This is a genomic window from Devosia alba (genome assembly GCF_039938915.1).
GTDB classification, from domain to species: domain Bacteria; phylum Pseudomonadota; class Alphaproteobacteria; order Rhizobiales; family Devosiaceae; genus Devosia; species Devosia alba.
This window is the reverse complement of record NZ_JBDUUI010000002.1, coordinates 350562-364401: the sequence shown is the minus strand read 5'-3', so window position 1 is coordinate 364401 and position 13840 is coordinate 350562. Positions and strand designations below refer to the sequence as shown.

At 63.4% G+C, this 13840-nt stretch carries 17 protein-coding genes; 8 read left to right on the top strand and 9 right to left on the bottom strand.

Annotated elements, in window-relative coordinates; genetic code table 11:
• Window positions 1-23 precede the first annotated feature (23 nt).
• Window positions 24-1250, bottom strand: a complete 1227-nt coding sequence (gene fabB / locus ABFY71_RS04345) for a beta-ketoacyl-ACP synthase I (RefSeq protein ID WP_347944831.1) — start codon at window positions 1248-1250, stop codon at window positions 24-26.
• A 77-nt stretch (window positions 1251-1327) separates the two neighbouring features.
• Window positions 1328-1858: a 3-hydroxyacyl-[acyl-carrier-protein] dehydratase FabA gene (fabA, locus tag ABFY71_RS04340; protein WP_305577206.1), complete on the bottom strand. Its 531-nt coding sequence runs from the start codon at window positions 1856-1858 to the stop codon at window positions 1328-1330.
• Window positions 1859-2040: 182 nt separating this feature from the next.
• Here fabA and irrA point away from each other — a divergent pair, with 182 nt between their 5' ends.
• The 5 genes from irrA (at window position 2041) to ABFY71_RS04315 (ending at window position 5547) form a co-directional block, all read left to right on the top strand.
• The gene (irrA, locus tag ABFY71_RS04335; RefSeq protein WP_305577208.1) at window positions 2041-2493 is read left to right on the top strand and encodes an iron response transcriptional regulator IrrA; all 453 of its coding nucleotides are present in this window, start codon (window positions 2041-2043) and stop codon (window positions 2491-2493) included.
• Window positions 2494-2654: 161 nt separating this feature from the next.
• Window positions 2655-3524, top strand: a complete 870-nt coding sequence (locus ABFY71_RS04330) for an arylamine N-acetyltransferase family protein (protein ID WP_347944830.1) — start codon at window positions 2655-2657, stop codon at window positions 3522-3524.
• Between the two features lie 3 nt (window positions 3525-3527).
• Window positions 3528-4124, top strand: coding sequence for a YdeI/OmpD-associated family protein (locus ABFY71_RS04325; RefSeq protein ID WP_347944829.1), 597 nt, complete (start codon window positions 3528-3530; stop codon window positions 4122-4124).
• Window positions 4121-4657: a DUF1697 domain-containing protein gene (locus ABFY71_RS04320; RefSeq protein WP_347944828.1), complete on the top strand. Its 537-nt coding sequence runs from the start codon at window positions 4121-4123 to the stop codon at window positions 4655-4657. The genes ABFY71_RS04325 and ABFY71_RS04320 overlap by 4 nt, the downstream gene beginning before the upstream one ends.
• A complete protein-coding gene (locus ABFY71_RS04315; protein WP_347944827.1) occupies window positions 4654-5547 on the top strand; it encodes a ribokinase in 894 nt (297 codons plus the stop codon). The genes ABFY71_RS04320 and ABFY71_RS04315 overlap by 4 nt, the downstream gene beginning before the upstream one ends.
• A 37-nt stretch (window positions 5548-5584) precedes the next feature.
• On the opposite strand, the gene ABFY71_RS04310 is transcribed toward ABFY71_RS04315, so the two are convergent.
• Together ABFY71_RS04310 and infC are read right to left on the bottom strand one after the other, a co-directional pair.
• A complete protein-coding gene (locus ABFY71_RS04310; RefSeq protein WP_347944826.1) occupies window positions 5585-6109 on the bottom strand; it encodes a YcxB family protein in 525 nt (174 codons plus the stop codon).
• Window positions 6110-6368: 259 nt separating this feature from the next.
• On the bottom strand, window positions 6369-6905 hold the full coding sequence (infC, locus tag ABFY71_RS04305; protein WP_305577238.1) for a translation initiation factor IF-3: 537 nt from the start codon (window positions 6903-6905) through the stop codon (window positions 6369-6371).
• A 185-nt stretch (window positions 6906-7090) separates the two neighbouring features.
• On the opposite strand from infC, the gene ABFY71_RS04300 reads away from it, so the two are divergent.
• Together ABFY71_RS04300 and ABFY71_RS04295 are read left to right on the top strand one after the other, a co-directional pair.
• Window positions 7091-7864 (top strand): alpha/beta hydrolase, encoded by a 774-nt coding sequence (locus tag ABFY71_RS04300; RefSeq protein ID WP_347944825.1) that lies wholly within the window; start codon window positions 7091-7093, stop codon window positions 7862-7864.
• A 100-nt stretch (window positions 7865-7964) separates the two neighbouring features.
• Complete coding sequence (locus tag ABFY71_RS04295) at window positions 7965-8942, top strand: ribose-phosphate diphosphokinase (protein WP_347944824.1); 978 nt, start codon at window positions 7965-7967, stop codon at window positions 8940-8942.
• Window positions 8943-8951: 9 nt separating this feature from the next.
• On the opposite strand, the gene ABFY71_RS04290 is transcribed toward ABFY71_RS04295, so the two are convergent.
• The 4 genes from ABFY71_RS04290 to ABFY71_RS04275 are packed head-to-tail and all read right to left on the bottom strand — an operon-like array spanning window position 8952 to window position 12272.
• Window positions 8952-9611, bottom strand: coding sequence for a GNAT family N-acetyltransferase (locus ABFY71_RS04290; protein WP_347944823.1), 660 nt, complete (start codon window positions 9609-9611; stop codon window positions 8952-8954).
• Window positions 9608-10477 carry an SDR family oxidoreductase gene (locus ABFY71_RS04285; protein ID WP_347944822.1) on the bottom strand — a complete coding sequence of 290 codons (870 nt, stop codon included), beginning with the start codon at window positions 10475-10477 and terminating at the stop codon, window positions 9608-9610. The genes ABFY71_RS04290 and ABFY71_RS04285 overlap by 4 nt, the downstream gene beginning before the upstream one ends.
• On the bottom strand, window positions 10474-11553 hold the full coding sequence (gene queG / locus ABFY71_RS04280) for a tRNA epoxyqueuosine(34) reductase QueG (RefSeq protein WP_347944956.1): 1080 nt from the start codon (window positions 11551-11553) through the stop codon (window positions 10474-10476). The genes ABFY71_RS04285 and queG overlap by 4 nt, the downstream gene beginning before the upstream one ends.
• 41 nt (window positions 11554-11594) lie before the next feature.
• Window positions 11595-12272, bottom strand: coding sequence for a glutathione S-transferase family protein (locus ABFY71_RS04275; protein WP_305577228.1), 678 nt, complete (start codon window positions 12270-12272; stop codon window positions 11595-11597).
• A 112-nt stretch (window positions 12273-12384) separates the two neighbouring features.
• On the opposite strand from ABFY71_RS04275, the gene ABFY71_RS04270 reads away from it, so the two are divergent.
• Window positions 12385-13197, top strand: a complete 813-nt coding sequence (locus tag ABFY71_RS04270; RefSeq protein ID WP_347944821.1) for an undecaprenyl-diphosphate phosphatase — start codon at window positions 12385-12387, stop codon at window positions 13195-13197.
• Between the two features lies 1 nt (window position 13198).
• On the opposite strand, the gene ABFY71_RS04265 is transcribed toward ABFY71_RS04270, so the two are convergent.
• A complete protein-coding gene (locus ABFY71_RS04265; RefSeq protein ID WP_347944820.1) occupies window positions 13199-13825 on the bottom strand; it encodes a LolA family protein in 627 nt (208 codons plus the stop codon).
• Between the last annotated feature and the right edge of the window lie 15 nt (window positions 13826-13840).

Below are 13840 nucleotides of genomic sequence, written 5' to 3'. Positions count from 1 at the left end.
CGAAGGGGGCCCCCGCGGGTGGCTTAAGCATCGGGGTGCTTGAACACCAGGGCGGCGTTGGTGCCGCCAAAGCCGAACGAGTTGGACAGCACCACGCCCAGATCAACGTCATCGCGCCGCTGCTGGATGATGGGCATGTCTTCAAAGGCCGGGTCGAGCTGGTCGATATTGGCGCTGGCGGCGATGAAACGGTGCTTCATCATCAGGATCGAATAGATCGATTCATGCACGCCGGTGGCGCCCTGGCTGTGGCCGGTCAACGACTTGGTGGCCGAGATGGGCGGACACTTGCTCGCATCGCCGAACACGTCGCGAATGGCTTCGATTTCCTTGAGGTCGCCGACGGGCGTCGAGGTGGCATGGGGGTTGATGTAGTCGACCTTGGGACCGACATTTTTCAGCGCCATCTGCATGCAGCGCGCCGCGCCCTCGCCCGAGGGCGCAACCATGTCGAGGCCATCGGAGGTGGCGCCATAGCCGACCAGTTCGGCCCAGATTTTTGCGCCACGCGCCTTGGCGTGTTCGTATTCTTCGAGCACCAGCACACCGGCGCCGCCGGAAATCACGAAGCCATCGCGATTGACGTCGTAGCAGCGCGAGGCCTTGTCGGGAGTGGCGTTGAAGTTTGAACTCATGGCCCCCATGGCGTCGAACAGGTTCGACAGGGTCCAGTCGAGATCCTCATGGCCGCCGGCAAACACGATATCCTGCTTGCCCAGCATGATCTGCTCCATGCCATTGCCGATGCAATGCTTGGAGGTCGCGCAGGCGGCGGTGATGGTGTAGTTCACGCCCTTGATGCCAAAGGCGGTGGCCAGCGTCGCCGAGGCGGTGGATCCCATGGCCTTGGGCACAGCCAGGGGACCAATGCGCTTGGGGCTGGAATTCTTGCGGGTGATGTCGGCGGCCTCGACAATGGTGCGGGTGGAAGCGCCGCCCGAGCCCATGACAATGCCGGTCATAGGGTTGGAAATGTCGCTGTCTTCGAGACCCGCATCGGCGATGGCCTGCTGCATGGCCAGATAGTTCCAGGCCGCGCCCTTGCCCATGAAGCGGGTGACGCGGCGATCAAGCAGCTCAAACGGGTCCAGGCGCGGATCGCCCTTGACCTGGCTGCGGAAGCCCAAATCGGCATAATCCTGGGCAAACACAATGCCTGGCTTGGCCGCAAGCAGGCTTGCGGCCACCTCGTCGAGCGAATTGCCGATCGAGGAAATGATGCCCATGCCGGTGACGACAACTCGTCTCATCTTGGCCTCGCTTAGTCCTGGTGTGACGCGCTTGCTTGCAGCGTTCTTGTTAATGAATGCGTCAGTTTGTGGGCGGTTCAGGCGCCCTGCTGCGCCTGCATCTGGGCGTCGGTGAACAAGCCGACGCGCAGTTCCTTGGCCTCGTAGATCACCTTGCCGTCGGCCTTGACCCAGCCATCGGCGATACCGAGGGTCAGGCGACCCTTCATCACGCGCTTGAGGTCGATGCCATATTCAACCAGTTTTACGTCATTGGTCACCTGGCCGGTAAACTTTATTTCGCCGCCCAGCGCGCGCCCCCTGCCGGGCTGGCCGATCCAGCTGAGGAAAAAGCCGGTCATCTGCCAGATGGCGTCCAGACCCAGGCAGCCGGGCATCACCGGATCGCCGATGAAATGGCATTGGAAGAACCAGAGGTCGGGATTGACGTCCAGCTCGGCGCGCACCTGGCCCTTGCCATAGGCGCCACCATCCTCCGAAATCGAGGTGATGCGATCAAACATCAGCATGGGTGGTGCTGGCAGGCGGGCATCGCCCTGGCCTGGCAATTCGCCCCGGCCATGCGCCAACAGCTCTTGATACCCAAATGCGCTTTGCCGCTCGGCCATGCATCCAACCCCGGTTAACCTTGTGTTTGTCTCGTATAGGGGCACGCTGGGAGGGTCAAGCGGGCGCCAGGGCGGCTTTGGCCGCGCGGGGCCAGGCGAGGGCGCGCCGACTTGTGCCGGCGGGGCGTGGTCGCTATAAGAACCCCAGCATCTTCCGGCCCTTTCGAGCATTCAAGGACCCCATGACTGATCGTAGCCAGACCGTCCGGTCACATCCGTCGCGCAAACCGTGCCTCACGGCAGTGCTGCGCATGGCCGGCCTTCGCCCGACCCGGCAGCGCGTGGCGCTGGCCGAATTGCTGTTCGGTGGCCCCCACCGCCATGTCAGCGCCGAGCAATTGCACGGCGAAGCTGGCGAGGCGCGGGTCAATGTCTCCCTGGCCACCATCTACAATACACTGCACCAGTTCCACGAAGCGGGCCTGCTGCGCGAAGTGGCGGTGGATGCCGCCCGCTCCTATTTTGACACCGACACCTCCGATCACCACCATTTCTATGTGGAAGACGAGCAGCGGATGATCGATATCCCGGCCACCGCCGTTGAATTCGCCAAGCTCCCCACCGCCCCCACGGGCATGGAGGTCAGCCATGTCGATGTGGTGATCCGCGTGCGTCGGGCCGGTACCCGCGCCTGAGCGGCACAATGCCATCAATCGGCGCCGCCGCGCGCGGCCCCACGGTGCAAATGGCCCCTGTCTAGCCCCATGACGCACTGAAATGGTAAATCGGCCACGGTGACAGCGGGCGACCGATCACCCATATTGGCCCAGTCCGACAATAGCGATAAGGGTGGCTGATGCGCCAAAAGGTCAATCTGAAAGGCTATTTCGAGCGAATCGGCTTCGCCGGCTCCATCGCCCCGACCTTGGCGACCCTCGAATCGCTGCACGCGCTGCACCCGGCAGCCATTGCCTTTGAAAACCTCAATCCCCTATTGGGCCTGCCGGTCAATATCGACCTGGCGAGCCTGCAGACCAAGCTGCTGACCGAGCGGCGGGGCGGCTACTGCTATGAGCACAATCTGCTGCTCAAGGCGGTGCTCGAGGAGCTTGAATTTACCGTGCGCGGACTGGCGGCGCGCGTCTTGTGGAACAATCCGGACAATGTCGCGGGCCCGGCGCATCACATGCTGCTGGCCGTGGAGATTGGCGGCTCCAGCTATATTGCCGATGTGGGCTTTGGCGGGCTGACGCTGACCGCGCCGCTCAAGCTCAAGACTGATGCCGAGCAGGCCACGCCGCATGAGACATTCCGGCTCACCGGCGGCGATCCGGTGTGGCAGCTCGAAAGCAAAATTGCCGACAGCTGGCGACCGGTCTATGCGTTCGAGACCAGTGAAGCGACGCCGGGCGACTACGAGGCGTCCAACACCTTCCTGTCCACCGATCCGGCCTCGCAGTTCCGCGGCGAGCTGCGCGTGGCGCTGTCGCCCGCTGGCCAGCGGCTGGCGCTGCGCAACAACCGCTTCACCACCTACGCCGGAGGCAGCGAGCCGGCGGTGCGCCTGCTGACCAGCGTGGCGGAAATGCGTGAGGTGCTGAGCAGCAATTTTGGCATTCAGCTGCCGGCGTCCGAGCTGCTTGATCCCAAGCTGGCCGAAATCCTCGCCGCTGCGGGCATTGAGCCACCACCGCCCGAGCCGACGCCTGAGGCGGTGGAGGGCTGACCCATGGCACCGGTTCAGGTCGATCCGGACAAGGTCAGGCGCTTTGCCAATCAGGCCGCGTTCTACGACTGGCTGGGTGCCCATCACGACAGTGCTGACGAGGTCTGGATCCAGATTTTCAAGAAGGCCAGCGGCACGCCGACCATTTCCCCGACCGAAGCAGTCGAGGTGGTGCTGTGCTGGGGCTGGATCGACGCGATCCGCAAATCCTGGGACGATACCTCCTTTGTGCAGCGCTATTGCCCGCGCAAGGCTAAAAGTGCGTGGAGCCAGATCAATCGCGACCATGTCGCCCGGCTGATCGCTGATGGCCGGATGACGCCGCATGGCCTCAGACATGTCGAAGCTGCCAGGAAGGATGGCCGCTGGGACGCCGCCTATGCGACCACGATGGCGCCACCGGCCGACCTGCTCATGGCCATTGAGGCCAATCGGGCAGCCAGCGAGGTCTATCGCGGGCTGAGCGCACAGAACCGCTTTGCCCTGACCTTCCGGGTCATCAACCTCAAGACGCCGGCGGCCCGCGCCAGAAAGATCGCCGGTTTTGTCGACATGCTGGCCCGTGGCGAAACCATCCATCCGCAAAAGCGCCCGTCATGAGCCGCTATCTGGCGTTTCTGCGCGGCATCAATCTGGGCAAGCGACAGATCAGGATGGCCGATCTTGTGCCCTGTCTGGCCGCAATGGGTCTCAGCGAGATCAAGACCATATTGGCCAGCGGCAATGTGCGGTTTGCGGCCGTCGCGGACACTACGCTCAAACCGTGCATCGAGGCGGCCATCGCCAGGCAATTCGGCTTTGACGTTGGCGTGGTGCTGCGCAGCGAAGACGAGATCGCCGCCATGCTGGCCGCGGCGCCATTTGGCCAACTCGATCCCCAGGCCGATGTGGCACGCCATGTCATGCTGTTTGACGCGCCGCTGCCGGCCGATCTGGCGCTGCTCAACCGGCCCCTGCATACCGAGGTGCTGCGGATCGACGCCCGGGAAATCTATCTGGCCTGCTATCGCCAGCCCAATGGGCGTTATACCGAGGGCCTGATCGAGCTGGGCAAGCAGCTCGATCAGCAATTGGGCAAGGATTACCTCGTCACCACGCGCAACTGGAACACCATCGAAAAGGCCCTGGCATGATCACCGTTTTCGGCTCGACCAATCTGGACCAGATCGGCACCGTGCCGCGCCTGCCGCAACCCGGCGAAACCGTGGCGGGCGGGGTGTTTTCCATGGCCGCCGGCGGCAAGGGCGCCAATCAGGCACTGGCGGCGCGCCGCGCCGGGGCAGCGGTGCGCCATGTTTCGGCGGTCGGGCGCGACAGTTTTGCCGATGCGGCGCTGCAATTGCTCGCTGCCGCCGGCGTTGATCTGGGCGCGGTCCGGCGGACCGAAGGGGCCACCGGCATTGCCATGATCTTTGTCGACGCGGCCGGCGAAAACGTCATTGCCGTGCTGCCGGGCGCCAATGGCACCATCACCGCGGCGGATGCGGCGGTCGCGCTGAACGGGCTGGGCCAGGGCGACCTGCTGCTGGTGCAGCAGGAAATCCCCCAGGCGGCGACGCGGCGAGCGCTGGAGCTGGCGCGGGCGCAGGGCGTCACCAGCGTGCTCAATACCGCGCCCTTTCTGGCCGATACGGCAGACATCGCGCCACTGGCCGATATCGTTGTCGCCAATGAAACCGAATTCGCCCTGCTCAGCGGCCGCCCGGAAAGCGACCTTGACGCGGCTATGGCGGACTGGGCGGCGGCACACGACCAGATCCTCATCGTCACTCTGGGCGGCGACGGCGTGAAGGCGATGACGGACGGCAAGCTGCTGCACATTGCCGCCTTGCCGATCAAGCCGGTCGATACTGTTGGCGCCGGCGATACCTTCGTGGGTTATCTCGCCGCCGGCCTCGATGCCGGCCTCGACCTCGAAACCGCCCTGCGCCGCGCCGCCGCCGCGGGGAGCCTGGCCTGCCTCAAGCCCGGCGCGCAGCCGGCGATACCCATGGCGAGCGAGGTGGATAAGGCGCTGGGATAGCCGCTGCCTTGCGCCTCTCGCAACGCGGTCAACGTGGCTACAGCCGACGCAATCCGGACTGGGCGAGATGGGTCAACAGGTCATCCGCCTCCTCGGCAGTCAAGGCATGGCGCGGCAGCATCTGGAACAAAGCCGGCGACTGAAAGAATAGGATGATGGTCTCGTCGGCCGCCCAGCCGTAATAATCGTTCCAGGCGGTCGTGCCAGATACGGCCTTGGTCGAGGCCGAAAAGGTCGCGCTGTCCCATGAGGCGGTGACAGGATGCTGCATGGTCTTTTGCTGACCATATATCCGGCGTGCCTGCCGAGGGATCCGGACAAAATAGGTAAAAAGGGACAAGCAGACGAGCGCTATCAAGCCACCTGTCGCGCCAATGGTCAGTGATGGATTGATGCCGGACAGTGCCATAGCCAGCAGGATGGCGGCCACTGTCCCCACCCCAAAAAGCTTTGGAACAGGGTTTCTCGCCCAGTAGCGACGCGTATGCAGCTTCGAGGCGTTGGCATAGTCCTGGGCGGTGATCGTAAACGACACCGCGGGGTATGGGGATGTGCTGGTCATGAGCAACTTTGAGCGGTTGGACCCGACACTTGTCAATGCGCCTCGATCATCCATGACGCCGCAAAGGCCTCGGCCAGACCCGAACTGAGCGCCGGCCAATGCCGCGCAAGGCCCGGCAATGGGCAGGTTTGCCATGTTGGGGCTCATTGCTGCCCGATGCCAATTGCGGCGTGCAAAACCGGCAGCGTCGGCGTCTGTTCCCCAAACAAAAAGGCAGGCCCAGCGGACCTGCCTCTTCAATCTCTGTCGGTCGGCAACCCTATTTAGGCGCCAGGACCATCACCATCTGGCGACCCTCGGAGCGCGGCTGGCTTTCCACCTTGGCGACGTCCTCGGTCTGGGCGCGCACCTTGAGCAGAAGCTGCATGCCCAGGTCCTGATGCGCCATTTCGCGGCCACGGAAACGCATGGTCACCTTGACCCGGTCGCCGTCGTCGAGAAAGCGCTGTACCGCCTTCATCTTGGTCTCGTAGTCATGCGTGTCGATATTGGGCCGCATCTGGACTTCCTTGACCTCAATCACCTTCTGCTTCTTGCGCGCATCGGCAGCTTTTTTCTGCGCGGCGTATTTGAAGCGCCCCAGATCGAGCATCTTGGCGACCGGCGGGACGGCATTGGGAGAGATCAAGACGAGATCGAGGCCCTGGTCCTGGGCCTCTGCGAGCGCTTCGCGGGTATTGACGACCCCGCGATTCTCACCTTCAGCGTCGATCAGCTGAACATCAGCGCTGGTGATATCTTCATTGGCGGGCGGCCCATCTTTTTGGGGCGTGACTGGTCTCATTGGACGGCGAATGGCAAATGATCCTTGTGTTATTAAGCCAAGCGGGTGAATTCGGGCATAAAATCGTGTTACCGAGGCGATAAGTCAACTGGCAAAGCGTGCGATTTTCTTGCCTATTGCCGGTTCAAACCCCGGCAGCCGGCGCACTATAGCCTCAACGGCCGCGCCGCGCCATCTGTTCCCAAGAAAGCTCAGCCATGTCTGCCACACACAGCTCAAATCTCACCGTCGGATCGGGTCCGGCGGCCCGCACTATCGCCATCGAAACGCGCAGCGGTGGCGCGCCCGGGCTGTTCTGGCTGGGTGGCTTTCGCTCCGATATGCGGGGCAGCAAGGCGATGGCGCTGGATGGCCTGGGTGCCGAGCACGGACTGGCGGTCACCCGGTTTGACTATTCCGGGCACGGCATTTCGGGCGGTGACTTCAATGAGGGCACCATCAGCCGCTGGCTGGAAGAGGCCGAGGCGGTCTACGCCACCACGCAAGGCCCCCAGATCATCATCGGCTCATCAATGGGTGGCTGGATTGCGCTGCTGCTGGCGCGGGCGCTGCTGGAGCGCGACACCCCGGCCCATGGGCTGGTGCTGATCGCGCCGGCGCCCGACATGACCCATGAACTGATATCGCCCGGCTTCACGCTGGAAGAGCATCAGGCGTTGCAGGCCAATGGTTATGTCGATCAACCCAGCGTCTATTCCGATGAGCCCTATCGCATCAACCAGGCGCTGATCAATGATGGTGCCCAGCATCTGCTGTTTGGCAGCGTCATCGAGACCGGCTGTCCGGTGACGATCCTGCAGGGCGGGCAGGATGAGGATGTGCCGCCAGCGCACGCCATCAAGCTGGTCACCCATATCCTGCATGACCCGGTGACCCTGACCCTGATTCCGGATGGCGACCATCGCCTGAGCCGGGAGCAGGACCTGAAGCAGTTGAAGGACGCGGTGCTGCGGCTGGTGGAGGCAAAATAGCCTTCGCCGGTGCCGTGCTGACGCAGGCATTGCGCCAGCACGGTTGATTGTCAGGCCGAAATGCCCTAATCGCCCCCCTAGCGGCAGCGGGGGTAGCGCCATGAGCGAACTAGCGATTTTCAGCGGTAGTGCCCACCCCGAGCTGGCCCAGCAGATTTGCACCCACCTTGGTGTGCCGCTGCAGCCCACGCTGCTCAAGCGCTTCTCCAATGACTGTCTCGAAGTGCAATTGCAGGCCAATTGCCGCGAGCAGGATGTGTTCATCATCCAGCCGCTGAGCACGCCGGTGCAGGACAGTCTGATGGAGCTGTTGCTGATGCTGGACGCGGCACGAGGGGCGTCGGCGGCGCGCATCACCGCCGTCATCCCCTATTTTTCCTATGCACGCTCCGACAAGAAGGACGCGCCGCGCATCTCGCTGGGGGGCCGTCTGGTCGCCGATCTGCTGGTCACCGCTGGCGCCAATCGCGTGCTGACCATGGCGCTGCATTCGCCGCAGGTGCATGGCTTTTTCAGCGTGCCGGTTGATCAGCTGCATGCGTTCAATGAACTGGCTGCCCATTTCCAGGCCTGTGATCTGAGCAATGCGGTGGTGGTATCGCCCGATCTGGGCAATGCCAAAAATGCAGCCGCCTTTGCCAAGCGCCTCGGCCTGCCGGTTGCCGCTGCCGCCAAGGAGCGCATTGACGACACCACGGTGCGGATCACCACGCTGATTGGCGAGGTGCGCAATCGCGATGTGATCGTGCTGGACGACGAAATCGCCAGCGGCGGCTCGATCCTCGAACTGCTGCAGCACTTGCGGGCGCATGGCGCGCGCTCGGTGCGCGTGGCCACGACACATGGCATTTTTGCCGGCGCCAGCATCGAAACACTGGCGGGCGAGCCCGACATTCTGGAGATCGTCAGCACCAGTACCGTGCCCATCGCGCAGAGCAAGCGCCTGCCAAAGCTGACGGTGCTGTCGGTTGCCCCGACCTTTGCCGAGGCCATTCGCCGCATCAATAGCGGTGAGTCGATCAGCGCGCTGTTCTATAGCGAGGCCGACGCAGCCAGGGCCACCGGCACCGCAGGCTGAACGATCAGACTAGACCTGGGGGCGCGTCGCCAGCCTGCTCAACTGCTGGCCGTCCGTGTCGAAATTGTCCGGGCTGAGCCAGCGCTCATATTCGGCGCGCAGAGCCGGCCATTCGCCGTCAATAATGGAGAACCAGGCGGTGTCGCGGCTCTCGCCCTTGACGATGCGGTCCTGGCGAAAAATCCCTTCAAACTGAAAGCCGAAGCGCAGGGCCGCCGCCTTTGAGGGATCGTTGCGATTGTTGCACTTCCACTCGAAGCGCCGATAGCCGAGATCGTCAAAGGCATGGCGCGCGAACAGGAACAGCGCCTCGGTGGCCAGCGGCGTGCGAGCCATGGGCAGGCCCCAATAGACGCCGCCGATCTCGATCGAGGCATGATCGGGGAAGATGCGCATCCAGGCCTGCTGGCCGACAGCGCGGCCGCTGCGCTGGTCGATGATGGCGACATAGCGGTCAGACCCGGCATTGACCGTGTCGATCCAGCGTTCCAGCTCGACCACGCTGCCGGGGGCCTCGCTGAACAGCCAGCGAAAGCGCTCGGGCCCGCCGGGCAGGGTGGCCACCGCAAACAGGTCGGCGGCATGGCGCCGCTCGATCGGTTCGAGCCGGACATAACGGCCGGTCAGGTCACGGCGTTCGGGGGCGGATTTGGCGGCAGCAACGCTCATTGGCGGGTTTCCAGAATCTGGGCCAGGCCCTCGCGATAGGTCGGATAGAGCAGTTCGATGCCCAGCGCCTGCTTGATGGCGGCATTGGAGCAGCGCTTGTTGTCGGCATAAAAGCTCGCCTGTATCGGCGTCATGGCCGCTTCGACAAAAGCCTGTTCGGGGGGTGGTTCGATGCCGAGCAGGTCGGCAGCGTGCTTGATGACGTCCTGCGGCGGCGCCGGCTCGTCATCGCCCAGATTGAAGGTGCCATTGAGCCTGGCCGCGGCAGCCAGCGCCGTCACCCGGCCGATATCGTCGACATGGATGCGGTTGAACACCTGTCCGGGTTTAGCGATGCGGCGGGAGGTGCCCTGTTCGAGCTTGTCGAAGGTGGACCGGCCCGGGCCATAAATGCCGGCCAGGCGCAGAATGGTCAGCGGCACGCCGCGCGCTGCGGCATAGTCGCGCCAGGCCTGTTCGGCAGCCACGCGCCGATCCGAGCGCTCATTGCGCGGCACCAGCGGGGCCGACTCATCAATCCAGGCGCCACCGAAATCGCCATAGACCCCGACCGTGGAATAGTAGCACAGCCATTCAAGACCCGTCGCCGCGTCAAGATCGGCGCGGTGCTGCAGCAAGGCCGGATCGCCATCCGGTCCGGGCGCGATGGAAAAGATTACATGCGTGGCAGCCCGCAGGTCCGGGCCCAGGGTGTCGCCGGGCGCAGTGCCATCGAACAGGTGTGGGGTGACGCCAGCCGCTGACAGCCGTTCGGCCTTCTCAATGCTGCGAACGGTGCCGCAAATGTTAACACTGTGTGAATCGATACGCAGCGCCTTGGCCGCTGCTGCTGACGAAAAGCCAAAGCCGAAAAAGAAAGCGTTCATGCGAGATCCACGGTCCATTCGCTGGCTACGTCAGGGTTATCCTCACGCAGCAGATAGGTTTGGCTGAGCGCGGTGGCCCGCTCAGGCGCCAGCCGCCGCAGCGCCCAGATGGCGGCGCCGCGCACCAGGGCACTCTCGTCAGCAAGCCGGGCTTCGACCAGTGGCAACAAGCCTATATCGGCTGAATTGCCGATGCCGATCAAGACATTACGCAAAAATCGCGCCAGGCCGATGCGCTTGACCGGCGAGCCGGCAAACAGCGCGCGAAAGCCGGCATCATCGAGCTGGACCAGATCGGCCAGCGCCGGACGCTCCAGTTCGTCGCGGGCGCGCAGGCGGGCCTCGCGACTGACCGAGGCAAACTTGTTCCACGGGCAGACCGCCAGGCAGTCATCGCAGCCATAGATGCGATTGCCCATCGGCACGCGAAACTCCAGCGGAATCTGGCCCTTATGCTCGACCGAGAGATAGGCCAGACAGCGCCGCGCATCGAGCTGGAACGGCGCGGGGAAGGCATTGGTGGGGCAGACATCAAGGCATTTGGTGCACGAGCCGCAACTCTCGGCATGCGGCTTGTCCAAGGGCAGCTCGGCAGCAGTCAGGATGGCGCCGAGAAACAACCAGGAGCCGAACGCGCGACTGACCAGCACGGTATGCTTGCCCTGCCAGCCCAGCCCGGCGGCCTCGGCCATCGGCTTTTCCATCAGCGGCGCAGTGTCGACAAACACCTTCACCTCGGCGCCGGACCGGCGGGCCAACAGGCCTGCCAGTTCCTTGAGCTTGCCCTTGATGATCTCGTGATAATCGCGATTGCGGGCATAGACCGAGATGGCGCCCAGCGTGGGCTCGCCCAACAGGGCCAGCGGGTCCGATTCCGGGCCGTAATTGATGCCGAGCACAATGATCGATTTCGCCCCGGCCCAGAGCTGGGTCGGGCTGCCGCGGCGCTCGGCAGTGTCGGCCATCCAGGCCATGTCGCCATGCCAGCCGGCAGCCAGGGCAGCGTTCAGTTTTTCGGGCAGGTCCGGCCGCGCATCGGCCGGGGCAATGCCGAAGCTGTCAAAGCCCAGCGCCATGGCGCGGGCGCGCAGCTCGGCGACGAGGGCATCAGGAGCGATCAAAAATCAAGGTCCGCATAGCCCTTGTGCGGCGGCATGGCGAGGACGCGGTCATTGAGCAGGGTGCGGAAGGCGGGGCGGGACTTGATGCGCGAATACCAGTCGCGTGTCTCCCCCGCCTTGCCCCAGTCGATGTCACCGAGATAGTCGAGCGTGGACAGATGGGCCGCCAGGGCGAAATCGGCCAGGGTCAGGTCGTCGCCGGTCAGCCAGGAGCGATTGGCGAACAGCCAGTTGAAATACAGCATGTGCTCGTTGAGATTGGCCTTGGCGACGCGCAGCACGGCCGGATCGGGGGTCGCGCCCCTGTGGTCGCGCTTGACAATCTTTTCTTCCAGCACATAGCGGGTCACTTCGTCATTGAGCTTGAAGATCACCCATTCGATCAGCCGCCACATTTCGGCCCGCGCGAGGGGGTCGGGCGGGATCAGGCCGGCAACCGCGCTGGGCGTATAAAGATCCTCGATCAGGTGGATATTGGCCAGAAGGCCAACAATGGGCTGATCATTGTCATCGATCAGGATGGGCAGGGTCGCTGCGGGATTGATCTCGAGCAGTTCGGGCGTGCGCAGCCAGGGCTTGATCTCCTCGACATCGAGCGGCACGCCATATTCGGCGCACATCAGGCGGATAAGGCGCGAGGCGGGATCAAGGGGATGATGCAGCAAGCTGGGCATTGTACGCTCATCTCTTTTTGGGGGCACGACATCAGCCTGCTTGGCGCTCCTGACGAAGCAGTCTAGAGCTTGGCCCGCCGCGCCAGGCAGCTGAACAGAGTTAGGGGATCAGATGAACGCCGATCAAGGTCTTTTTGTGCCGCTGATTCTGGGAATACTCGAAGGGCTTACCGAATTCTTGCCGGTCAGCTCGACCGGACACCTGCTGCTGGCAGGACATTTCTTCGGCCTGACCCAGCCTGAGACCTTTATCGTGCTGATTCAGCTGGGCGCCATCCTGGCCATTGTTACCATCTATTTCGCCAGATTGGGCGTGTTGATCCGCGATGCGCTGACCGGCAAGGCCTATGCATGGCGGTTTACCCTGTCGGTAGCGCTGGCCTGCATTCCGGCGGTGATCGCCGGCGTGCTGCTGCGTGACTTCATTCAGGGCGCGCTGTGGCACTCGCCCATGCTCATCTGCGTCTCGCTGCTGCTGGGCGGCTTTGTCCTGTTGGCCGTCGACCGCATGCCCAAGCGGGAAATCTATGACGATGCCTACCAGTATCCCTGGCATCTGGCGCTGATCATCGGACTGTTTCAAATGCTCAGCCTGGTACCGGGTGTGTCGCGCTCGGGCGCGACGGTGGTGGGCGCCATGCTGTTCGGCGCCAGCAAGCGCAGTGCCGCCGAATTCACTTTCTTTGTCGCCCTGCCGATCATGACCGGGGCCTTTGGCTATGACCTCTACAAGAGCCGCGAGCTGATCGATGCCAGCATAGCGCTGAACGTGGCGATCGGCTTTGCCGCCGCCTTCGTGGTGGGGGCCATCGTGGTGCGCTTTCTGCTGGCCTTTGTGGCCAATTACGGTTTTGCGCCCTTCGCCTGGTGGCGCATCGTGGTGGGCGGTGGCGGCATCATAGCGCTGCTGATGCTGGGCCAGTAGCTCAGCCCTGCTTGAGCGGCTTGTAATTGGCCGGGATGGAGAAATAGCTGCGCGGGATTTCGCGATCCTTTTCCACATCATAGAGCGAAAAGGTCAGCTCGGCGCCGCTGGGCTCGACCAGGCTCCACTGCACCAGATCGAGCGTATCGGTGCCAAATACCAGCGATACCTGCACCGTGCCGGCAATGGTCTCATCGATCACCGTGACCGACATGTAGCCGTCCGAGGTGGTGACATCGATCACATTGGCGTCGAGCAGATTGATGGAATCCCCGAGGAACTGCCGGAGCGGAATGGAATCCTGAGGATAGGCATAGTAGGTCTCGTCGCGCCGGTTCAACACGTAAAAGCCATTGCCGATCGAGACAATTTCATCGCGGCTGGGCGGCGCATAGCGGAAGGCAATCTTGTTTGGACGCTCCAAAAAGAACGTGCCTTCCGAGCGGCCGCCATTGGTGTCGATCTGCAGGAAGCGGCCCACCATGGTGCGGATGGCCGAATTATGCGCGCCAATATTGGCGATCATCTGCTGCTCTTCAGGGGACAATGCGCGGTCGAGCGCCCAAGCGGAGGTGCTCAGGGCGAAAGCGGCGGAAAGGCCAAGCAGCAGGGCATCGCGGCGAATCATGGCATCTGGTCCCGG

Coding starts and splice junctions, on each gene's coding strand:
- ABFY71_RS04290 (WP_347944823.1), bottom strand. CDS start 9,611: ATGAGCGTTGCTGCCGCCAAATCCGCCCCCGAACGCCGTGACCTGACC.
- ABFY71_RS04275 (WP_305577228.1), bottom strand. CDS start 12,272: ATGCCCAGCTTGCTGCATCATCCCCTTGATCCCGCCTCGCGCCTTATC.
- ABFY71_RS04295 (WP_347944824.1), top strand. CDS start 7,965: ATGAGCGAACTAGCGATTTTCAGCGGTAGTGCCCACCCCGAGCTGGCC.
- ABFY71_RS04325 (WP_347944829.1), top strand. CDS start 3,528: ATGGCACCGGTTCAGGTCGATCCGGACAAGGTCAGGCGCTTTGCCAAT.
- ABFY71_RS04285 (WP_347944822.1), bottom strand. CDS start 10,477: ATGAACGCTTTCTTTTTCGGCTTTGGCTTTTCGTCAGCAGCAGCGGCC.
- ABFY71_RS04330 (WP_347944830.1), top strand. CDS start 2,655: ATGCGCCAAAAGGTCAATCTGAAAGGCTATTTCGAGCGAATCGGCTTC.
- ABFY71_RS04265 (WP_347944820.1), bottom strand. CDS start 13,825: ATGATTCGCCGCGATGCCCTGCTGCTTGGCCTTTCCGCCGCTTTCGCC.
- ABFY71_RS04300 (WP_347944825.1), top strand. CDS start 7,091: ATGTCTGCCACACACAGCTCAAATCTCACCGTCGGATCGGGTCCGGCG.
- fabA (WP_305577206.1), bottom strand. CDS start 1,858: ATGGCCGAGCGGCAAAGCGCATTTGGGTATCAAGAGCTGTTGGCGCAT.
- fabB (WP_347944831.1), bottom strand. CDS start 1,250: ATGAGACGAGTTGTCGTCACCGGCATGGGCATCATTTCCTCGATCGGC.
- irrA (WP_305577208.1), top strand. CDS start 2,041: ATGACTGATCGTAGCCAGACCGTCCGGTCACATCCGTCGCGCAAACCG.
- queG (WP_347944956.1), bottom strand. CDS start 11,553: ATGGCGCTGGGCTTTGACAGCTTCGGCATTGCCCCGGCCGATGCGCGG.
- ABFY71_RS04310 (WP_347944826.1), bottom strand. CDS start 6,109: ATGACCAGCACATCCCCATACCCCGCGGTGTCGTTTACGATCACCGCC.
- ABFY71_RS04320 (WP_347944828.1), top strand. CDS start 4,121: ATGAGCCGCTATCTGGCGTTTCTGCGCGGCATCAATCTGGGCAAGCGA.
- ABFY71_RS04270 (WP_347944821.1), top strand. CDS start 12,385: ATGAACGCCGATCAAGGTCTTTTTGTGCCGCTGATTCTGGGAATACTC.
- ABFY71_RS04315 (WP_347944827.1), top strand. CDS start 4,654: ATGATCACCGTTTTCGGCTCGACCAATCTGGACCAGATCGGCACCGTG.